Consider the following 18,368-nt stretch of genomic DNA (forward strand, 5'->3'; position numbering starts at 1 on the left):
GACCGGCCCGGCCCCGGCCGGGTGACGGTACGGACGCTGGCGAAGCGCATCTGGACGGTTGCGCCGGCGAAGGGCTGCGTGAGGATGACGAGCAAGGAGTACGTACCACTGTCATGGAGACCCGTATCAGCCTCGCTGCTCTGCGTGCCGTCGAGGCCGCAGCGCGCCGCCGCAGTTACACCCTGGCGGCAGAGGAACTGTATGTGACGCACAGCGCGGTAAGCCATCAAATCCGGCTGCTGGAGAAGCACTTGGGGGCGGCCCTATTCGTTCGTTCCGGCCCGCAGATGCTGCCGACCGCTGCCTGCGAGCGCCTGGCCTTGCGGCTGCGGCAAAGCCTCGGCGATATCGGCGATGCCCTGCGCGAAGCCGCCGCTGATGATGCAGCGGAGATGCCGCCTTTGCAGCTGAGCGTGATGGCCGACTTCGCGCAGGTATGGCTGATACGCCATCTCGACGATTTCAGCCGGGCCCATCCGCACATAGGTCTGTCGCTGACGATCCATACGGCAGTCGATCCGCCCGATCCGCGCTCCGTCGACCTGGGTATCTGGCACCGGCGTATCGATGCCCACGGCTTTCGCTCGCTCCGCCTGCCGCAGGATCGCGTCATTGCCGTCTGCAGTCCCTCATTCAAAGCCCGCTATCCGGAGCTGACGACCGAGGATCTCCCGCGAGTGCCCCTGCTGCGCTTCGGCCTGCGTTCATGGAAAGAGTTCTTCGAGTCCGCGGAGGTGAATGCGGACGAACCACCGCACGGGGTCATTTTCACCGACGCGGGTGCCCTGCTCACCGCCGCATTGGCCGGGCAGGGAGCGGCCATGGTGCGCAGGCAGATGGCCGCTCCCTACATACGCGACGGCGCCCTGGTACAGATCGGCGCAACCGATATCCCCGCCTATCTCGATTACTTCATCAGCTGGCAGGAGGGCCACCGCCGTGAAGCCGCCATTGCCTCTTTCTACCAGTGGCTTCAGGACCGTCTGGACACGACGGCGGCCAGTGAGGCCTAAGGCCTGAGCACGCCTTTCCCGCTCCCGCCGCAGGCAATGCGGGGAGCACCGCTCTCAGGCCCGAACGCGGTGATCGTAGAACGTCACGTCCTCCCCTTCGCGCAGGTCGAGCACCTCGCAGCCGGTCTCGGTCACCGCGACCACATGCTCCCAGTAGGCCGCCGGCGACTTGTCCGCGGTGACGGCCGAGCGCGTCGGATTGGACAGCCGGATGCCCTCCCCGGACCCGGCACAGATGAACGGCTCCACGGTGATGACCATGCCCTTTTCCAGGACTCGGCCCTCGTTGCGCTCGTCCTTGTAGTACGGGATCAGCCAACCGTCGGCGTGCACCTGTCCGATCGAGTGCCCGGTGGCGCTGGCCACCCGCAGCATCGAGAATCCGTAGGACTCCACATACGCCTCAACCTGTTCGGCGATCGACTGGAGTTCGACACCCGGGCGGACCAGGCCAATTCCCAGGCACATGGCCTGGTAGCCGACGGTGGACAGCAGCCGGGCCTCGGCCGAGGTGTCCTCGCCCACGATCCACATACGCTGGGTATCACCGCACCAGCCGTCCTTCTTGAGGCTGACGTCCACTCCAAACAGATCGCCCTTCTTCAGCGGAATTTCGCTGGGTTCACCACTGAAGGCAATCTCGTTATGGGCGATCGAGATACTCGCGTACTCACTGGAGTCGTAGCCCGAAAGATCTTCACGGTCGATCTCCGCACCGTACTTGTTGACGATGAGGTCATACGCGACATCATTGATCCTCTTCGAGGTCACTCCGGGCTGCACGAACGGCGAGAGATCCTGCAGGACCTGAGCGGCGATACTTCCGGCGGCACGCAGCATGGCGATCTGCTCAGGGGTCTTTATCGAGATCGAGTGGTAGTCGATGTCCTGACTCATGTGAACTCCTGTCGGCTGGTAATCGGCCGGCGTTCGGCACGTACGGCCTACCCGGCGGCACCAGACCTCGTCGGCCTGTGACAGCAAGTATTCGATTCACTGCGGCAATTGACCAACGATCATTATTTGACGCGGATGTGCATCGCGTTTGACGGGCGCCCTCGGCAGGGGCCCGCCCTCGGCCATGAGCCAGGGAGCCAGCGCAGCCCTTCGGAATCCTCACTCCGGCAGCGGGGCGGCGATCCGCTTCTCGAACCAGTGGTGGGCGTACGGCTCGTCGTTGAAGGCCGGGACCTCCTGGAAGCCGCAGGAGTGGTACAAGCCGATCGCGGGGCTGAGCGCCTTGTTGGTGTCCAAGCGCAGCACGTCGCAGCCGTGCCGGACGGCTCGCGCCTCCAGCTCGGCCAGGAAGCGGCGGCCGAGGCCAAGCCCCCGGGTGCGGGGCGCGACCCACATGCGTTTGATCTCGGCCGGGGCGTCGGCCGGCAGCTTCAGGCCGGCGCAGCCGACGGGCTCGCCGTGCATCCGGGCGACCAGGAACAGGCCGCGCGGCGGCCTCAGTTCGCCCGCGTCGGGCAGCAGGCTGCGCGCCGGATCGAAGCCCGTGTCGAAGCGTTCCTGAAGTTCGGCAAAGTACGACCGCAAACAGAGCAAGGCGTCGGGGTGGTCCGGGTCGACGACGTCCAAGGCGACCGTCGCAGCCGTCAGCAGCCGGTCGACCTCGGCCATGGCGGCGACCAGGCGGGCGCGCTGGTCGGAGTTGAGCGGGTCCAGCAGCGAGCCGGCCAGCTCGTCGCTGCGGTCGTCCAGCAGGGCACGCTCCGTACGGCCCGCGTCGGTGAGCCGTACGGTACGCACCCGCCGATCCCGGGGCTGCGGCTCCACCGTCACCAGCCCGTCGGCCTCCAGGGCACGCAGCAGACGGCTCACGTACCCGGAGTCGAGCCCGAGCCGTTCACGCAGTCGCCGTACGTCCTGCCCCCGCTCACCGATCTCCCAGAGCAGCCGGGCTTCGCCGATGGGCCGGTCGCGGCCCAGATAGCGGTCGTGAAGCACACCCACGCGCTCAGTGACCGTGCGGTTGAACCGCCGCACCTGCTCGATCTGCTCCGCATCCATTCTCTGACTCTAGTCAGAGAATGCCGTCCGAGCCAGACGACACCGCCACTCCAGGGCTACGGGCTGCCTGACCTGTTGGACACATCCTCGGGCGAGAAGCGCGCCACGGTGCGTGCGAAGTGGGCGGGGCCATCAAGCCAGGGGGAATGGCCGGCGCCTGGCTGGACGGCCAGTTCGGCATGGGGGCGACAACTCGGCTATGTCAGCGGCGACAGGCGACATGGGGGCGCAGGTCGCTATCCAGTTCGCCCTTCATCATCCGCGAGCAACAGCTTCTCTCCCCGCGACGGGAAGGATTCAGCCCTCTCCCCTGTTACACAAAGGCAGTGAACTCAAGGCGCTGAATGGAGAGATGAGACTGTGTCGGTAACTTTCAACGAGGAGACGCGCAATCTGCTGGACGGGCGGAACTTCGCCACCGTCGCGACGCTGAACAAGGACGGCGGGCCGCAGACGTCGCTGGTCTGGATCGCAAGAGATGGAGATGCGGTGCTCTTCTCCACCACAGCAGGGCGCCTGAAGGCCAAGAATCTGGCCCGGGACCCACGGGTCAGCCTCACGGTCTTCGACATCGAAAACCCGTACCGGTCCGTGGACATCCGCGGAACCGTCGAGCTGATCGAAGACCCTGAGAAGTCACTGCCCCACACGCTCTCCCACAAGTACCGCGGCCAGAACCCGCCGGCAGAGTCGGACGATGTGCTCCGGCTGATCGTCCGGGTCACACCGCAGAAGGTCACCGGCTTCAACATCTAAGACCTGCCGCCTGGTTGCCCCGTGCCGAGCGCCGGGGCGACCGTCCGCGTCGGGGTGGTCTCGGCTCAGTGCCGCCCGCTGCCGTATGCGTCCGTAATTCGCTCGACCGCACGCCGAGTGGACCGTACGCAGGCGTAGACATGTCGAGCTGCACGCCTCAGGAATCGCGGACCCAGGCAATGAATTCATCGGCAAGGACCGGAGGGTTGGCCAGTTCGGTCCTACGGGCGATCCCGTCGTAGTACGCCAGCTCGTGGACGATCACTGGCGCGGGCTTGCCGATGGACCTCTGATGAGGTCGCCGACCACAGTCAGTTGATTCTGGGTCCGGAAGGCGTAGTTCCAGCGGGCTTCCGCTCGGTCGGACGCGTCCTGGATGCTCCGTTGAACCTGAGTTTCCGTGTTGTAGTCGATCGTCAGAGTCGGCTGACGCGGATCGTCGTGCTCGTTCTCGATGAAGAATGAGATGGCGTAGATGTCATCCGTTGTGGAGTCGGTGATGGACGAGATCGCTTGCGTTGCCAGAGCCTGAAGGTGGTCCGGGAAGGTCACGGCATGAAGCGATACATGCCGATCGAGTCGTGCGTGGCGGTGTCCGCAAAGCCGAACTTCTCGTAGAGAAAACGCGCGGGGCCGTCCGCAATCAGCGAGACGTACGCGGTCGCAGGCGCCCGGCGCTCCAACTCCTCGGTGAGCGCGGCCATGATGCGCTTGCCGAGACCTCGCCCCTGATGTGCGGGGTGCACACAGATGTCGACGATCTGGAACGCGGTTCCGCCGTCACCGATGATCCGCCCCATGCCGATGGGCTCACCCTCGTGGTGGAGCACCACGCCGTACCACGTGTTCGGCAGAGCAATCGCCACCGCCTCAGGAGTCTTGTCGGAGAGGCCGGCGTCGGTCCGCAGACGACGGAAAACTTCAACGGACGGCACACCCGCGCGCAACTCGTAAGGGTCGTTCATGGATTGCATGTGTTACATACTAGCGGGATGCGTGGCGCGGCTCGCCCGGAACTTCAGGCGGGGGATGGCTTCTCGCGCGGTGCCATGCCGTTCGGGCGGCACGGCGTAGGCGGCGGTAGCCAGCAGCTCGTCCGTGCTCACTCGCCCTGGAGGCACTGCGCCTCTCCCTCCGCTGCCAGGAATTCATCGAAGGTACGCGGCGCACGCCCGGTCAAATCCCGTACAGCCGACGTCACTTCGAACATCGCCCCGGACGCCATATCCGCATAGAGCCATAGAAGGTCATCGACGAACCAGCCGGGCAGCCCCTGCGACCGCAGTTCCGCAACGGCCTCATGGGGCGGCAGATCACGGAAAGGGACGGCGAGCTTGGCGGCGATCTCGTCATGCGTGAGCGCTTCGGGGCCGGTGAGTGGATAGGTTTTGCCAGCACCTTGCGAGCCCGTCAGCAGGGTGGCGGCGCAGGCTGCGACGTCGTAAGCGTCGATGTACGCCACCTTGCCCGTTCCGTACGGGCCCGCCAAGGCGCTTGTATGGGTGAAGCCACCCTCTCCCGTGAAGAAGTTCTGCATGTATCCGGTCGGCTGCAGCAGCGCCCACTCCAGGCCGGACGACTTGAGGTGGCGCTCGATTTCCCAGTGCGCGCGCACGAGATGGTGCCCGATGCTGCCGGTCGCGCCCGTCACGAGAATCATCCGTCCCCCTTGGTGGCACGGTCGACGAAGCCTTCACGAGTACGTCGACCACCATAGCGGAGGGGCTCTCCGTTTAATGTGTTGGGAGTCTGCTGGCCTTGCGGCGGGCGACGGTCTCACCCGCCAGGGGACGCATCCCGCAACAGGTCTCAGGAATCAAGGACGGCGGCGACGGCTTCGATCTCGACGAGTTGGTCGTCGTAGCCGAGCACGGTGACGCCCATCAAAGTGCTGGGGACATCGTGGTCGCCGAACGCGTCCCGGACTACTTCCCAAGCAGTTACCAGATCCTCCCGCCGGGTGGACGCGACGAGAACCCTCGTGCTGATGACATCCTGCAATGAGGCCCCGGAGGCGGTGAGAGCGAGCTTCATATTCTCGACGGCTTTCGCTGCCTGGCCCGCGTAGTCACCGACCGCTGCCGTGGAGCCGTCCTCGTTCAGTGGGCACGATCCGGCGAGGAATATAAGGCGTGCATCGGCCGGTGCCGTGGCTGCGTAGGCGTACTCGGCGACGTCGGACAGGGAAGCGGAACGAATCAATGTGATGGCACGGGCCATGGTCGTTCGGGTCCTTTCACATCGGACGGAAGTCGGGCGGAAGCGCAGCCATCCTGACAGGGACGTGCTGGCTCCCGCCTCCTGTTTTCGCCTCGCGCCGGATCACCTGCGCGGCCGACGGGCTGATCGCCTCAGCCTGCATGGGCAGGGCGGCCGACTCACGCGCCGCTCGCCCCACCGATCGTCCAGCCTCTCGTCAATTGGTGGGGCCGCTCCAGTAAGCGTCCTTCCACTTCTTCGCGTCGGGGCTGAACTCAACCTCGATCTTGTCCGCCGCGTCGGGCGGAAGCGAGAACGCGTACTTTCCGACAGCTTGCTTTCCCGGGAGGACGTAGCCGGTGATGACCTTCTGCCGCCCGCTTCCGTCGATCACCAGCTCCGCGGAGGCCCCGTCGGCGTCATTGACATCCGGCAGGCCGGTCTCGACCGGGATCCGCTGGTTGCCGGTGTTGACCACGGTCACCGTGATCTGAACGGCCTTGTTTCCCTTCTCATGGCCCAGGACGAAGTCGTCCGGGATAAAGGGCTTCGGCTTGGCGACCGTGACCTTCAGGCCGTTCTCGAAGGTGTACGTCTGGCCGAACGACAGATGCCGGGCCTTTTCGGCGGCGGAGGCCGAGGCGGACGCCGACGCTTCCGCCGCCTTCTCTTCCTCGACCTTGGCACGGGCGTCATCGACGGCCGTCTTCACCGCCGTGACAGTGAGCACTCCCCCGCCGACCGCGATCACCAGGCCGGCCACGCCAAGGATCACGCCGGTCAGCGCCATGGCCTTGCTCGTCACCAGATCCTTGCGCGCATAGCTCATGCCGATGAGACCGAAGACCACGGCCAGCAGGGCCGGAAGCCATGTCACCCAGAACAGGATGACGAACAGGCCGAGGACGACGCTGATGATGCCGAGCACCAGGGCAGCGATTCCCATGCCATTGCGGGCCTGTGCCACCGGCAGCGGGAACGGCGGCGCGACGTGGGCAGCGGCCGATTCCGGTGACGGCGGAGCCCATGGGTTGTGGGCTTCCGGCGGCTGCTCCACAGCCTTCTGGCCGTCGGGCGGGGTGGGTATGGTCATGCACAGTCCTTTGGGCGGGCCTTTCGGGCAGACCCATGACATTACCAGGCCGTTTTTGCAATTACTTTGCCTAATTCCCGGATGGCATTCCGGAATGGCAGGAGCCCGGCTGCAGGGCTGCCTCCCGCCCTATCCCGACGGCGTGAATTCACCCGGCCCACACCGGATTTCGGTCTGCGCGCCGCACGTCCGAGGCCCCCGTTCCGTCCTGCCCGACTTCGGTTCGACGAGTTCCATCTCCATATCGGCCAGGCCCGGCCCGTTGCGGACCGCATGGCTGAGCGTCCCGCCCAAGAAGACGAGAGCCCGCTCGCCCCCATCGATCCGGGCAAGGTACGGCTGCACCATCGCGGTCGTCCCGGCTGCGTGCAGCGCGGTGATATGCCGTACGGCCAGGTCGTGCAGGTGCTCCGCGTACTGGGCACTGTCGCGGGCGCCGGCGGAGACGGCAGGCTTGATTGAGAAAGGGCCCTTGGGGAGCGCAGCTGCCTCGCCGTGGGCAATGGACAGGCCCACGTCCACTCTCAGCCCCAATGACGAGCGGGCTGGAGTGGGGCAGTCGGCCCTTCGCCGACCGCAGCACCTGCCGGGCGCCAGCGGCCGGTCCGATGTCTGATGCCGGTACCGGTGCCGGTGCCGGTCCAGAGTTCCCGTGCGGACGAGTGGTGTGCGTCGCCGCGAGGAGTGGCGGTTGGCGATCGCCGTATTGCGCTGGGGACTTGAGGGGCAACTCTCAGATTGGGCGGTGCACCGGCATCTTGAACACCACGCGGGGAACTTAGGCTAACCTAAGTCCGCCTTCGGTCGGCCTGCTGGGCCGAACCCGCTGACGAGGACGGTCACGATGAAGCAACCACACAGCCAGGGCATACCCGGGACCGCGCGGACGCGAGACGGACGCGAGCTGTTCTATATGGAGCACGCGGGACCTGCCGCGGGCGGACCGGCGACCGTGGTCTTCGAGGGTGGGCTGGCGTCGACCCGTTCCTATTGGGCGCTCGCCCAGCAGGCCGTGGCGGGAGCGGCCCGGACGGTGGTCTATGACCGCAGCGGGCTCGGCCGCAGCGCTCCCGATCCCTCCGGCTCGCGCCGCCTCGCCCGGCTCGCCGACGACCTGGGCGATCTGCTCGACCACCTGGGGCCGGGCCCCTTCGTCCTGGTCGGCCACAGCTGGGGCGGCCCGATCGTACGTCTGGCCGCGGCGGCCCGGCCCGAGCGGATCGCGGGACTCGTACTGGTCGATCCAACGGACGAGGCCTGCGATCTGCTCTTCGACCAGTCCATCCGCAGGCTGGAGAAGAACCGCTACCGCATCAGTGTGCTGCTGGCGCGACTCGGGGTGTTCCCCCTTCTCTTCCGTAAAGTGACCGCCGCCCTGCCGCCCGAGGCGGCCTCCGATATGCGCGCCGAGGCCTTCACTGTCTCTGCTATGCACACCATGGGCGCCGAACAAGCTTCCATCGAAGCCGACTTGCGTGCCTTGCGCGACCGTACGCCCGCACTCGGCGATATCCCTTTCACGGTCATCTCCGCCACCCGCCCCACCACAGGAATGAGCGCAGAGGCGCGCGAGTCCGTGAATGCGTCCCACATACACCGGGCACAGCAGTCATCACACGGGAGGCACGTCTACGCGCACAAGGCCGACCACATGGTTCCGATAACCGAACCCGAGGTTATCGTCGCCGAGTTGGAGCGGTTGCTCGACGCCGTCGGCGATCGCATTACGGAGCACTGACACGCTTCCGCGACGTCCGCCGCCCATGCCCGGCGAGATCGGCCATGGGGACAGGCCTGGGCGATCATCTTCTGCCGCAGCACTGAGAGCTGGGACGCCGTGTCGTGGACAAGGTAGAGGTCGCGGCGCCGCGTCCAGGCCTGCCCTGAATGCTCGTCGTACGTGTGCGGCATGGCAAAGCCACACGGGGCGAAGGCCCGCATTCCGCGGTCAGTGATGGTCTGTACGCAGCGCTTGAGACGGTCGCGAAAGCCGATGACGCAGGCAGTTCCCATGCCGCCGGGGATGTTCTTGGCGGGCGGTTGTCGAAGCCGACGTCCAGCAGTGCGGGCGCGATCGTACGAGCCGTCCGCCGATCGTCGAGTTCCCGGACTACCCATCGCACCGCTACAGCACGTGCGGTGCATTGCCAGTCGGAAAAGTCTTTGACGTCTGACGAGGGTCGGCGATCGGATGGTGGCTTATGAGTGCAGGACAGATGCAGCGCGGGTTGCATCCCATGGGTGAAGATCTTGTGCGGCGGCTGGTTGCTGGGCAGTTTCCGCAGTGGGCGGGGCTGGCGGTGGAGCAGTTTCCGTCCGGTGGCACGGTCAATGCCATGTACCGGCTGGGTGACGGCATGGTTGTGCGGCTGCCGCTGATGAAGGGCGGGGTCGAGGATGTGTCGATGGAGCGGGAGTGGCTGCCGCGCCTCGCGGCCCTGCTGCCCACGGCTGTCCCTGAGGTGCTCGGGGCCGGGGAGCCCGCGGAGGGGTATCCGTGGCCGTGGTCGGTGTACCGGTGGCTGGGAGGGGAGAATCCGGAGGCGGGCGTGCTGAGCGAGCCCGTACTGCTGGCCAAGGATCTGGCCGAGTTCGTGGCGGCGATGCGGAGCGTCAGCCTGCCGGGGGCGCCGGAGGCCTACCGCGGCGGGCCGGTCGCCTCGCTCGACGTGGCGACCCGGGCGGCGATCGAGGAACTGCGCGGCATCCCGCAGGAGGGCGTCGACTGCGATGCTGTGACCGCCGTATGGGAGGACGCGCTGCGGGCACCGGGCTGGGGCGGGCCGCCGGTATGGCTGCACGGTGACCTGATGCCGGGCAACGTGCTGGTGGACGTCGGCCGGCTGACCGCGGTGATCGACTTCGGGTGCATGGGGGTGGGCGATCCGGCCTGCGACCTGTTCCCGGCATGGAATCTGCTGCCGGCCCATGCGAGAGAGGTCTTCCGCGAGGCTCTCGGCGTGGACGACGCGACGTGGAGCCGCGGCCGGGGGCGAACGCTCTCGCAGGCCCTGATCGCGCTGCCGTATTACCGGAGCACGAACCCGGCGATGGCGCGCAATGCCCGGCATGTGATTAGGGCGGTGTTGGGAGAGGGCTGAGGTTCGCGTGCAGCTGTTCGCGGGCTGGTCAGTCGAATTCCAGCTCGCGGAACCTCAGGTGCTCCTGAACCTCGCCGTTCCGCCGTCTGTCCCGCCCCACCGACAGCTGGTCACCACTCCCGAGCGGCGATCAGCTCTTCCACGTCCGCGTCCGTGAAGCCGTACGCCGACGCCACGAACCAGAAGTCCTCGGCTATCTCCTCGCGCGCGACGGTTTCGATCTCGCTCCCCTCCTCCTCGAACTCGGTCTCCAGCAGGTTGAATTCCTCCGTCGCCGCCTCGGTGAGCGCGTACAGCGCGGCCAGGTCCGACGGCTGGTCGGCTTCGATGCGCTCGCACAGTCTCAGCAGGATCGCTGTGCCCTTGTCCAGGACGTGGTCCGGGAAGTACTCGTCCGCGTACAGCTGCTGCAGGAACTTGTGCTGCGCCACCTGCTGGTTGGTGATCGCCATCGCGGGCCCCATCTCCTTCGAAACGTCGATGCACTGATCGTGCACCATGCCACTGACAATCTCGTTGCGGGATGTTCCGCGGGGGTGGGGCATGGCGCTGCGGCCGGGGGCGATGGCTCTGGCGCACGGACTTCAACTCAGGTGTCGTGTACGGCGCTTGGGTCCGACTCCATTGCGGACGGCGGGTGTGTCGGTGCTGTCGGCAGGTACGTCCGTACGGTTCGTGCGGCGTACCGACCACGCGCCCGCGAGAACGACCAGCGCCAAGGCGCACAGCTGGCGTGCCGTCAACTGCTCGTGCAGGAGGACGTAGCCGACGAGCGCGCCCACGGCCGGGCTGAGTGCGAGCAGGACTCCGAAGGCGCGGGTGTCGATGCGCCTGAGGACCGTCATGTCCAGTAGGTACGGGATCAGGGAGGACAGTACGGCGACCAGGAGGCCGGTGCCGAGGGCGGTGGGGTGGGCGGCTATCGCGTCGCCGCTCTGGGCGGCGGCGATCGGTGTCAGCAGGCAGGCGCCGCAGGCCAGGGCCAGGGCCAGGCCCGTCCAGTCGGAGAAGAGGTGGCCGACGCGGCGGCTCAGCAGCACATAGGCGGCCCGGCACAGTGCGGCCGCGCCGCCGAGCACAAGTCCGGTGACGGGAAGTGAGGCGCCCGGGGCGGCCAGGAGGATCACGCCGATGAGCGCCACCGCCGCCACTGCGAGGTGTTCCAGTCGGCGGGAGAGGGCGATGGACAAGGCGAGTGGGCCGAGGAGTTCCAAGGTGGCGGCGACGCCGATCGGCAGGTGGCCGATGGCCTGGAAGTACGCCAGGTTCATGGCCGCGATGATGAGGCCGAGGGCGATCGCCGCCCGCCATTGCCCGGTGGTGATCGCTCGCAGCCGAGGACGGACCAGCGACCAGAGGATCGCGGCGGAGAAGAGCAGCCGCATACCCGCCAGTGCTGTGGGGCCGACGGTCTCGTACGCGTCTTTGGCCACTGCCGAGCCCGCTTGGAGGCTGACGATCTGAGCCAGCATCAACGCCGGTGCTGCGGTGGCGCCTTGCAGTCGGCTGGGCTTGTGCACCCTCACGTTTCTCCCGTCCCTTCCGGTCCTCTCAGCGTTCTCCGGTGACAGGACGTGCGGTCGATTACGCCTGCCGGGAGGCCCCGTAGGGACTCGGCGTCCCCACACGGTGCTGTAATCGCCTTATGCATTTCAACCATTACGGAGGGGAAGCCGCCCGGCTGGCCACGGACCTGGTCAACCTGACCGAGCCACCAGGGCCGCAGAGCCTCGAACCGGTACTCGCCGCGCACGGCATCGTTCGCCGCGTACTCACCACCGCACAGGCCGACGAGATCTGGAGGTGGAGCCGGCGCCTGTCCGGGTGCTTCGGGCCGCAAGGCCTCGAAGAGCGATGCCAGTTGGTCAACGCGCTGCTCGCCGACGCCTCCAGTACGCCCCAGATCTCACTGCACGACGGCCGGCCGCATCTCCACTACAGCGCCGCGGATGCGGACGCCGCCGCCCATATCCGGGCCGTCACCGCGGCCGGACTCGCGTACATGGTGTGCTTCGCGGGAGCCGACCGGCTGGGGCGCTGTGCGCGTCACGGCTGCGGCCTGGCGTTCGTCGACACGTCCCGCAACGGCAGGCGCGTCTACTGTTCGGTGCGCTGCGCCAACAATGACGCCGTGGCGCGGCACCGCGGGCGACGCCGTGACGAGGATGAGCCGTTGGCAGGGCGGGAGGCGCAGCGGAGATGACCGGTCGGCGCATGGGCGGTGGCGAGTGCAGCCGGTGCGTACGAGGCCTGCGTGGTCATCGCGACGCCGCGGGCCCTGTATGATTCTGGAGGTAACTTCGGTGCACCGCACGGGAGTCACGCGTCTGTGGTCCAAGGAAAGACGTCCACCAACCGGTGGGAAATGCAGGTGCAAGGCCTGCCGGGCGCTCCATGGCAAGCAAGGCCCCCGCACTCTTACGAGGCGGGGGCCTTCGCCGTTTTTGATTCGCGATCAGGCCAAGGGGCCGGTTCCTTCGATCCGGCCCGTCCTGCCCCCCTGCCCCGTCCCTTATGCCTTGTCAACCGTTCGGTAGGTGCACACGTTCACGCCCGCGCTGCTGGTGACGCTGGAGACCAATTCGAGCGTGCGCAGTGCGGCGTCGGCGGGGAAGATCGACTTACCGCCGCCGAGCAGCACCGGCATGATCATGAGGCGGAGTTCGTCGACCAGGCCCTCGCTCAGGAGAGTGCGCGCGAGGGAGGGGCTCCCCATGACCAACAGGTCGCCGTCACCGGTCCCGCGCAGTTCCCGGATGCGGGCGACGGCCTGGTCTCCGGGGATGAGCGTGGTGTTGTTCCAGGTGAGCTGGTCGTCGTTCAGCGTCCCGGACACGACGTACTTCCGGATGGAATTCATCCTGTCGGCGAAGGGGTCTCCGGCCCGCTCCGGCCATGCCCCGGCCATCGTCTGCCACGTACGGCGCCCGAACAGCAGCGCCTCGGCCGTCGACATCGCGTCGTCGAATGCGCCGCCCACTACCTCCGGATCGAAGAACGGGTGCGACCAGCCACCGTGGGCGAAGCCGCCGTCGGTGTCCTCTTCCGCTCCGCCCGGCGCCTGTACGACGCCGTCCAGGCTCATGAACTCGCTGATGACGATGCGCATGGGGACTCGCTCCTCTTTCACGCTACAGGGGTACGGCGAGGGTGACTGTAGCGCCGCTCCAAGAGCATCGCTCCCCTGGAATCCGCGGTGGGGATGCGGGGTTCGCTGCTCGTCGTACCCCGGCCCGTCACGACGGCGCTGCTCTACTCCCGGTCCTGCTCCGCGTCGACGGCGGTACGGCCGACCAGCCTTTCGTAGCGCTGTCGGGCGGCCTGCGGGGTGCCGAGCCCGAGCCCGAAAGCGATCTCCGGCCAGGTCATGCCGCGGCCACGCGCCATCTGGAGAAGACCGGCCTCCAGTTCGTCCATCTCTCCGCGGGCGCGCGGCACGAGGCTCAGTGCGGCGGTGATGTCCGCCTGGTCCACCTCGGGCTCGCCCTCCTCGGGCCGTGCGGCTCCGCTGAGCAGGAACGACACGAGCCGGATGGCCTCGTGCGGCGCTATGACGGTGGGGTGGACCTGGCGCTGCCGCTGGGCGTCGGTGGCGGCATGCCGCTCGGCGATGCGGAACAGGGACGCGTAGACGCGTTGTGCTCGCGCTTGGTCCGGGTTCGGGGGCGTGAAGGGGTCCGCGGTCTGGTCGGAAGTCGATGCCATGTGATCAGGATGGGTCAGCACACGAGTTGGCGTCAACTATCCATTGTGAACACTTTGTTTGCATTGAGCTGCCGCTGGAGTCCGGTTCAGAGGTGGGGTCCTGTAGCGGGGCGTCGCCGGTACGGGGGTGTGATGGTGCCGATTGAGGGGTCCGGCCCTGGCGTATCTATGATCAACCGTTCCATCAGCAGTGTGAAACGGGGAAGCAGCAGTGAGTTGCAAGACGTGGGTGCGTACGGCGGCGGCGGTTGTGCTGGCGGTCGCGGGGGTGAGCGCCTGTGGGTCGAAGGCGGAGCCGGTCAAGGGTGTGCCGGTGGCCAGCCCGACGGCGGCAGCGGGTGAGAAGGCCACGGCGCAGCGTCCCGCGCCCGGAGACAAGGCGCCGGCGCTGGAGCAGATCAAGTACAGCCTCGAAACGCGGGTGCTCGCCATGGGCGGCGTCGCGAAGCCGACGAGCAGTACCTGCGACACCAAGGAGGTCGGCGACAAGCCTCAGACCTTCATGTGCACCGTCAAGTACATGGGAGTCGAGGTGCCCTTCCGCGTGGAAACGAAGGGCGGATTCATCTTGATGCAGTACACCGCCACTCCGACCAAGGGCGGTGTGGTCACTCGCGAAGGCGTGCACGCCACGGCGTGGCAGCGGTACGCCACCATCGGGGAAACGGTCAGGAAGTCGCTGACCTGCGATGACATTCCCGAGGCCCGTCTGGTTCCGGTCGACAAGCCGACCGGGTACCAGTGCCATGTCGGCAAGGGTGGCCTGAAGGGCGACTACGACGTGATCATCAATGGCAACGGAGGGATTCGGCTGCACTGAGCGGCCGCTCTCCCGTATCTCGGCGGCCGACGGCCGCGATCCACGACCGACGAACCGAAAGCGCTGACTGCAATGACCGTTCACGAACCGATCCCGGCCACCGCGCGCACCAGAACGCCGTCGCGGCGCCCTTCACGCATATCCGCCGCCGGGCTGCGCGCCGCGGCCGCAATTGCCGCTGCCGTTTCCGTACTGACGTGTGCGCCCGGCGCGGCCGTCGCCGCGGAGCCGCACCAGACGCACTCCGCCACGCAAGCCGCTCTCGACGCCCTGCGCGCAAAGGGCGGTATGCCCGGGATTGCGGGGCAGACGAAGTCCGCCGAGGGCAGCTGGTTCGGCTCGGCCGGATATGCCGACACCGCGAGCAAGCGCAAGCGCTCGGCCGCTGACCACCTTCGCGCGGGCAGCCTGACCAAGACCTTCGTCACCGTCGTACTGCTCCAGCTGGAGGGCGAGGGGAAGCTGAGTCTGGACGATTCCGTGGAGCGATGGCTGCCCGGCGTCCTCAAGGGGAATGGCTACGACGGCAACAAGGTCACGATTCGTCAGCTGCTGAACCACACCAGCGGAATCCATGACATGGTGTCCACGCCGGAGTGGCACGCGTACATGAACGGTCCGGGCTTCCTGGCCCACCGCTATGAGACGCGTACGCCCCAGCAGATCGTCGACATGGCGCTCAAGTACCGGCCCGATTTCGAACCGGGCACGGGCTGGAACTACTCCAACACCAATTTCGTCCTGGCCGGCATGGTCATCGAGAAGGCCACCGGCACGTCCTATGGCGCCGAGGCCACACGGCGCATCATCAACCGCCTCGGCCTGAGTGAGACATCCTTCCCCGGTACCAATCCGAAGCTGCCCAAGCCGCATGCGATCGGCTACTCCAAGCTGTACGCCACCGACCCCGGTCCGGAAATCTACGACGCCACGGAGTACAACCCCGCCTGGTCCGGTGCCACCGGCGAGGTCATCAGTACCACCGGTGACCTCAACCGCTTCTACAGCGCGCTGATGCAGGGCAAGTTGCTCCGGCCCGCGCAGCAGAAGGAGCTTGTGACCACCGTCAAGACGGGCACTTTCTACGACTACGGACTCGGTCTGATCGTGCGCACCCTCTCCTGCGGCAAGAAGGTGTACGGCCACGACGGCATCGTCTGGGGTTCCCTGACCAGCTCGGCCACCACCGCCGACGGATCGCACAGCCTCACCTTCCACATCAACGGCGACTGGCTGGAGGACGGCCAGCTCTACCAGGACGTCTTCGAAGCGGAGTTCTGCGGCAAGCGGCCGTAGCGCCATCGCGTTCCGCCCGTGTTCCGTCGCACCGGGGGCGAAGATCCGGCCCCGGTGCGACGCCGTCAGGTGCCACGAGTTGGAGGAGACTCCCTCCGTCTCTACGGGGGCCGTTAAATCGCCGGTGGCGCCTTTCCCGAGAGAGCGCGACGTTCGGCGTCCGATTGAGGCGTTGAATTCGTCATGATCGCATATGCCGGAATCACGGGCGGCCGGAACTCCGGCTCGTGGGCGGCCGTGACGACCGGCGCCCGGACGACAAAACAGTCCCTCACCGTGGCGAGGGACTGTCGATCGTTCTCAGGTGTTCAGCTGGCCTTGGCGTATGCCTCGCGAATATCGGCAGGCACACGCCCGCGGTCGTTGATGCTGTAGCCGTTCGCCTTGGCCCAAGCTCGGATCTTTGCGGTGTCGTCGCTGCCTCCAGCCTTGACCTTACGGGCGCCGGACGCACCCTTGATGCGGCCCGTCTTGCGTGCGGCCTTGACGAAAGGACCGAATGCCTGGAGCAGCTGCTCGTAGCTGTCCGGGCCGAGGTCGATCTCGTATGCCACACCGTCGAGCGAGAAAGTGTGAGTGGTTGCCTCCTCAGCTTCTTCGCCGGTGAGGTCGTCGATGTAGAGGGTTACGATCTTCTGTGCCATGGTCCGAATGATACGGCTCGGATTGGGACACGTACACCACGCAGAGGAAATTCTCACTCTCTCGTGCACATTCATTGAGTTCAGGGGACAGGGCAAGGCTCCGTCCCATGGCCTGCGTTGGTGTGCGCGGCCCCTGAAGAGAGCGACCCGCTGAGCGGGATGCGCCCAGGCGACCGTGCACTAACTACCGCTGCAGGCGTAGCGCGTTGGAATGAACGCGCCCCGATCCCCCTACAGCGGCTGTCTCTTGAGCCTGCCCTGCATCGCCGCAATCTATCCGGGTTGATTCTTTAACTCGTGCCACATGCATCAGGGCAGACCTCAAAGCCACGGTCGTTGGCATTGTCCGATGTGAGCGTTTTGACCCTCTCGGGACATGTTGGGGATCGCCCACTATGCCGTGCGCGCCCGGCACTCTGCGCAGGTGGCGAACACAAAAGCGACCAATCCGCGGATAGCAGGGGCTCGTCGAGTCCGGGAATTCGCTCGTCGGCGGGTGTCAGTTGCTTCCGCCGGGACGGAGTGCGGCGCTCTCGGGGATGTGGGGCCGTCCTCCGCTCATCACCAGGCGTACGTCGCGCAGCGATTGCAGGTCTTCGAGCGGGTTGCCGTTCACCACAAGGAGGTCGGCGCGATAGCCGGCCGCGAGCCGGCCGGTCTGTTCGTCGATCCGCAGGGCGCGTGCCGCTTCGACGGTGGCCATGTCCATGATCTGGGCGGGGCTGAATCCGATGTGCTGGAAGAATTCCAGGCTGGAGACGAAGTCGTTGAAGACGGCGTGCGAGACTCCCGCGTCCGTACCCGCGATGAGGCGTACGCCCCGGTCGCTCATCGAGCGCACACGGGCGAAGAGTTCCTTGGCGCGCTCCGGGCCGAATCGCTCGGCGAAGCCGCGCCAGTTGGGGCTGGCCGCCGGGCAGACCCGGATGCCTTTGGCCGCGATGTCGGCGACGAGGTCGTCCCGTACGTCGAAGCCGTCCTTGGCCATCCAGGTGCAGTGTTCGATCGTGTCGACCCCTGCGGCCGCCGCGGCGGCGATTCCGTCCGTGCCGTGCGCGTGTGCGGCCACGGGCAGTCCGGCCGCGCGGGCCTCTTCCACGACAACGCGCAGTTCGTCGGGAGTGAACTGGCATTCCCAGATCGCGGGCCCGCCGCGGGTGATCCCGCCGCCGGTGGCCATCACCTTGATGACTTCGGCGCCGTCGGCCACATTGCGCCGCACCAGGTCGCGAATGGCGTCCTCGCCCGCGACTTCGCCGCCCATGAACCAGCAGTGACCGCCGGGCGCGGTCAGGGGTGTACCGGCGGCCAGGATGCGCGGCCCCGGCAGGGCGCCGTCGGCGATGGCGTTGCGCAGGCGTATGGCGAGGCCGTTGCGGTCGCCCAGGTCGCGGACGGTGGTGACACCGCTGTTCAGGAGCTGCCGTGCTCTGCCCGCCATGCCCAGGAGCAGTCCGGCGTCGTCGGTGTTCTGCAGCTCGCCCACGGGGTCCGTACCGGCGTCCAGGGCGAGGTGCACATGGCAGTCGATCAGCCCCGGGGCCACGGTGGCGTCCGGGAAGGAGGCCCTGGCCACGCCCTGCGGAGCGAGGGCCTCGACCTTGGCCCGCGGCCCGGCGGCCACGATGGTGTCGTCCTTGACGAGCACGGCGCCGTCCGCGACACCGTCGCCGTTGGGGCCGACGAGCACCTGCCCTGCCGTGATCACACACTCCATGTGCCGAT

Annotated in this window: 21 protein-coding genes; 7 read left to right on the forward strand and 14 right to left on the reverse strand. The window is 67.0% G+C overall.

The window, feature by feature from the left end; all coding sequences use genetic code 11:
• Positions 1-113: 113 nt before the first annotated feature.
• The gene (locus tag AC4IJH_RS18595) at positions 114-1,013 is read left to right on the forward strand and encodes a LysR substrate-binding domain-containing protein (RefSeq protein WP_490852867.1); all 900 of its coding nucleotides are present in this window, start codon (positions 114-116) and stop codon (positions 1,011-1,013) included.
• Between the two features lie 54 nt (positions 1,014-1,067).
• Here AC4IJH_RS18595 and AC4IJH_RS18600 read toward each other — a convergent pair whose 3' ends face one another.
• Positions 1,068-1,910: a M24 family metallopeptidase gene (locus tag AC4IJH_RS18600; protein WP_490852868.1), complete on the reverse strand. Its 843-nt coding sequence runs from the start codon at positions 1,908-1,910 to the stop codon at positions 1,068-1,070.
• Positions 1,911-2,129: 219 nt separating this feature from the next.
• Positions 2,130-3,029, reverse strand: coding sequence for a bifunctional helix-turn-helix transcriptional regulator/GNAT family N-acetyltransferase (locus AC4IJH_RS18605; RefSeq protein WP_490852869.1), 900 nt, complete (start codon positions 3,027-3,029; stop codon positions 2,130-2,132).
• A gap of 360 nt (positions 3,030-3,389) precedes the next feature.
• On the opposite strand from AC4IJH_RS18605, the gene AC4IJH_RS18610 reads away from it, so the two are divergent.
• Positions 3,390-3,785, forward strand: coding sequence for a PPOX class F420-dependent oxidoreductase (locus tag AC4IJH_RS18610; RefSeq protein WP_490852870.1), 396 nt, complete (start codon positions 3,390-3,392; stop codon positions 3,783-3,785).
• A gap of 261 nt (positions 3,786-4,046) precedes the next feature.
• Here AC4IJH_RS18610 and AC4IJH_RS18615 read toward each other — a convergent pair whose 3' ends face one another.
• The 6 genes from AC4IJH_RS18615 to AC4IJH_RS18640 all read right to left on the reverse strand — a co-directional run bounded on the left by AC4IJH_RS18615 (position 4,047) and on the right by AC4IJH_RS18640 (position 7,599).
• Entirely contained in the window at positions 4,047-4,337 is a 291-nt protein-coding gene (locus AC4IJH_RS18615; protein WP_490852871.1) for a hypothetical protein, read from the reverse strand.
• Entirely contained in the window at positions 4,334-4,759 is a 426-nt protein-coding gene (locus AC4IJH_RS18620; protein ID WP_490852872.1) for a GNAT family N-acetyltransferase, read from the reverse strand. The genes AC4IJH_RS18615 and AC4IJH_RS18620 overlap by 4 nt, the downstream gene beginning before the upstream one ends.
• A 128-nt stretch (positions 4,760-4,887) precedes the next feature.
• On the reverse strand, positions 4,888-5,445 hold the full coding sequence (locus tag AC4IJH_RS18625; protein ID WP_490852873.1) for a Rossmann-fold NAD(P)-binding domain-containing protein: 558 nt from the start codon (positions 5,443-5,445) through the stop codon (positions 4,888-4,890).
• A gap of 149 nt (positions 5,446-5,594) precedes the next feature.
• Complete coding sequence (locus AC4IJH_RS18630) at positions 5,595-6,005, reverse strand: RidA family protein (protein WP_490852874.1); 411 nt, start codon at positions 6,003-6,005, stop codon at positions 5,595-5,597.
• Between the two features lie 196 nt (positions 6,006-6,201).
• Positions 6,202-7,077: a DUF4190 domain-containing protein gene (locus AC4IJH_RS18635; RefSeq protein WP_490852875.1), complete on the reverse strand. Its 876-nt coding sequence runs from the start codon at positions 7,075-7,077 to the stop codon at positions 6,202-6,204.
• Between the two features lie 129 nt (positions 7,078-7,206).
• Positions 7,207-7,599, reverse strand: coding sequence for a hypothetical protein (locus AC4IJH_RS18640; RefSeq protein ID WP_490852876.1), 393 nt, complete (start codon positions 7,597-7,599; stop codon positions 7,207-7,209).
• Positions 7,600-7,921: 322 nt separating this feature from the next.
• Here AC4IJH_RS18640 and AC4IJH_RS18645 point away from each other — a divergent pair, with 322 nt between their 5' ends.
• Both AC4IJH_RS18645 and AC4IJH_RS18650 read left to right on the forward strand, forming a co-directional pair.
• A complete protein-coding gene (locus AC4IJH_RS18645; RefSeq protein WP_490852877.1) occupies positions 7,922-8,815 on the forward strand; it encodes an alpha/beta fold hydrolase in 894 nt (297 codons plus the stop codon).
• Between the two features lie 463 nt (positions 8,816-9,278).
• Positions 9,279-10,178, forward strand: a complete 900-nt coding sequence (locus AC4IJH_RS18650; RefSeq protein WP_490852878.1) for an aminoglycoside phosphotransferase family protein — start codon at positions 9,279-9,281, stop codon at positions 10,176-10,178.
• Positions 10,179-10,288: 110 nt separating this feature from the next.
• On the opposite strand, the gene AC4IJH_RS18655 is transcribed toward AC4IJH_RS18650, so the two are convergent.
• Both AC4IJH_RS18655 and AC4IJH_RS18660 read right to left on the reverse strand, forming a co-directional pair.
• On the reverse strand, positions 10,289-10,630 hold the full coding sequence (locus AC4IJH_RS18655; protein ID WP_490852911.1) for a DUF5713 family protein: 342 nt from the start codon (positions 10,628-10,630) through the stop codon (positions 10,289-10,291).
• 132 nt (positions 10,631-10,762) lie between these two features.
• Positions 10,763-11,704 (reverse strand): EamA family transporter, encoded by a 942-nt coding sequence (locus AC4IJH_RS18660; RefSeq protein WP_490852879.1) that lies wholly within the window; start codon positions 11,702-11,704, stop codon positions 10,763-10,765.
• 119 nt (positions 11,705-11,823) lie between these two features.
• Here AC4IJH_RS18660 and AC4IJH_RS18665 point away from each other — a divergent pair, with 119 nt between their 5' ends.
• Positions 11,824-12,381, forward strand: a complete 558-nt coding sequence (locus AC4IJH_RS18665) for a CGNR zinc finger domain-containing protein (RefSeq protein ID WP_490852880.1) — start codon at positions 11,824-11,826, stop codon at positions 12,379-12,381.
• Between the two features lie 309 nt (positions 12,382-12,690).
• Here AC4IJH_RS18665 and AC4IJH_RS18670 read toward each other — a convergent pair whose 3' ends face one another.
• Together AC4IJH_RS18670 and AC4IJH_RS18675 are read right to left on the reverse strand one after the other, a co-directional pair.
• Entirely contained in the window at positions 12,691-13,287 is a 597-nt protein-coding gene (locus AC4IJH_RS18670; RefSeq protein WP_490852881.1) for a dihydrofolate reductase family protein, read from the reverse strand.
• A 143-nt stretch (positions 13,288-13,430) separates the two neighbouring features.
• Complete coding sequence (locus tag AC4IJH_RS18675; protein WP_490852882.1) at positions 13,431-13,883, reverse strand: DNA-binding protein; 453 nt, start codon at positions 13,881-13,883, stop codon at positions 13,431-13,433.
• 211 nt (positions 13,884-14,094) lie between these two features.
• On the opposite strand from AC4IJH_RS18675, the gene AC4IJH_RS18680 reads away from it, so the two are divergent.
• Together AC4IJH_RS18680 and AC4IJH_RS18685 are read left to right on the forward strand one after the other, a co-directional pair.
• Positions 14,095-14,703 (forward strand): hypothetical protein, encoded by a 609-nt coding sequence (locus AC4IJH_RS18680; RefSeq protein ID WP_490852883.1) that lies wholly within the window; start codon positions 14,095-14,097, stop codon positions 14,701-14,703.
• A 72-nt stretch (positions 14,704-14,775) separates the two neighbouring features.
• Entirely contained in the window at positions 14,776-15,999 is a 1,224-nt protein-coding gene (locus AC4IJH_RS18685; protein ID WP_490852884.1) for a serine hydrolase domain-containing protein, read from the forward strand.
• Between the two features lie 308 nt (positions 16,000-16,307).
• On the opposite strand, the gene AC4IJH_RS18690 is transcribed toward AC4IJH_RS18685, so the two are convergent.
• Complete coding sequence (locus tag AC4IJH_RS18690; RefSeq protein WP_490852885.1) at positions 16,308-16,643, reverse strand: histone-like nucleoid-structuring protein Lsr2; 336 nt, start codon at positions 16,641-16,643, stop codon at positions 16,308-16,310.
• 499 nt (positions 16,644-17,142) lie between these two features.
• A complete protein-coding gene (locus tag AC4IJH_RS18695; protein ID WP_490852886.1) occupies positions 17,143-18,360 on the reverse strand; it encodes an amidohydrolase family protein in 1,218 nt (405 codons plus the stop codon).
• Between the last annotated feature and the right edge of the window lie 8 nt (positions 18,361-18,368).

It is taken from the genome of Streptomyces sp. UF-297, from assembly GCF_058245575.1.

What these genes read in the sequence shown, in the direction of transcription:
- AC4IJH_RS18595 (WP_490852867.1), top strand. Translation starts at nt 114, where the DNA reads ATGGAGACCCGTATCAGCCTCGCTGCTCTGCGTGCCGTCGAGGCCGCA.
- AC4IJH_RS18600 (WP_490852868.1), bottom strand. Translation starts at nt 1,910, where the DNA reads ATGAGTCAGGACATCGACTACCACTCGATCTCGATAAAGACCCCTGAG.
- AC4IJH_RS18605 (WP_490852869.1), bottom strand. Translation starts at nt 3,029, where the DNA reads ATGGATGCGGAGCAGATCGAGCAGGTGCGGCGGTTCAACCGCACGGTC.
- AC4IJH_RS18620 (WP_490852872.1), bottom strand. Translation starts at nt 4,759, where the DNA reads ATGCAATCCATGAACGACCCTTACGAGTTGCGCGCGGGTGTGCCGTCC.
- AC4IJH_RS18625 (WP_490852873.1), bottom strand. Translation starts at nt 5,445, where the DNA reads ATGATTCTCGTGACGGGCGCGACCGGCAGCATCGGGCACCATCTCGTG.
- AC4IJH_RS18630 (WP_490852874.1), bottom strand. Translation starts at nt 6,005, where the DNA reads ATGGCCCGTGCCATCACATTGATTCGTTCCGCTTCCCTGTCCGACGTC.
- AC4IJH_RS18635 (WP_490852875.1), bottom strand. Translation starts at nt 7,077, where the DNA reads ATGACCATACCCACCCCGCCCGACGGCCAGAAGGCTGTGGAGCAGCCG.
- AC4IJH_RS18645 (WP_490852877.1), top strand. Translation starts at nt 7,922, where the DNA reads ATGAAGCAACCACACAGCCAGGGCATACCCGGGACCGCGCGGACGCGA.
- AC4IJH_RS18650 (WP_490852878.1), top strand. Translation starts at nt 9,279, where the DNA reads ATGAGTGCAGGACAGATGCAGCGCGGGTTGCATCCCATGGGTGAAGAT.
- AC4IJH_RS18655 (WP_490852911.1), bottom strand. Translation starts at nt 10,630, where the DNA reads ATGGCGATCACCAACCAGCAGGTGGCGCAGCACAAGTTCCTGCAGCAG.
- AC4IJH_RS18665 (WP_490852880.1), top strand. Translation starts at nt 11,824, where the DNA reads ATGCATTTCAACCATTACGGAGGGGAAGCCGCCCGGCTGGCCACGGAC.
- AC4IJH_RS18670 (WP_490852881.1), bottom strand. Translation starts at nt 13,287, where the DNA reads ATGCGCATCGTCATCAGCGAGTTCATGAGCCTGGACGGCGTCGTACAG.
- AC4IJH_RS18675 (WP_490852882.1), bottom strand. Translation starts at nt 13,883, where the DNA reads ATGGCATCGACTTCCGACCAGACCGCGGACCCCTTCACGCCCCCGAAC.
- AC4IJH_RS18685 (WP_490852884.1), top strand. Translation starts at nt 14,776, where the DNA reads ATGACCGTTCACGAACCGATCCCGGCCACCGCGCGCACCAGAACGCCG.
- AC4IJH_RS18690 (WP_490852885.1), bottom strand. Translation starts at nt 16,643, where the DNA reads ATGGCACAGAAGATCGTAACCCTCTACATCGACGACCTCACCGGCGAA.
- AC4IJH_RS18695 (WP_490852886.1), bottom strand. Translation starts at nt 18,360, where the DNA reads ATGGAGTGTGTGATCACGGCAGGGCAGGTGCTCGTCGGCCCCAACGGC.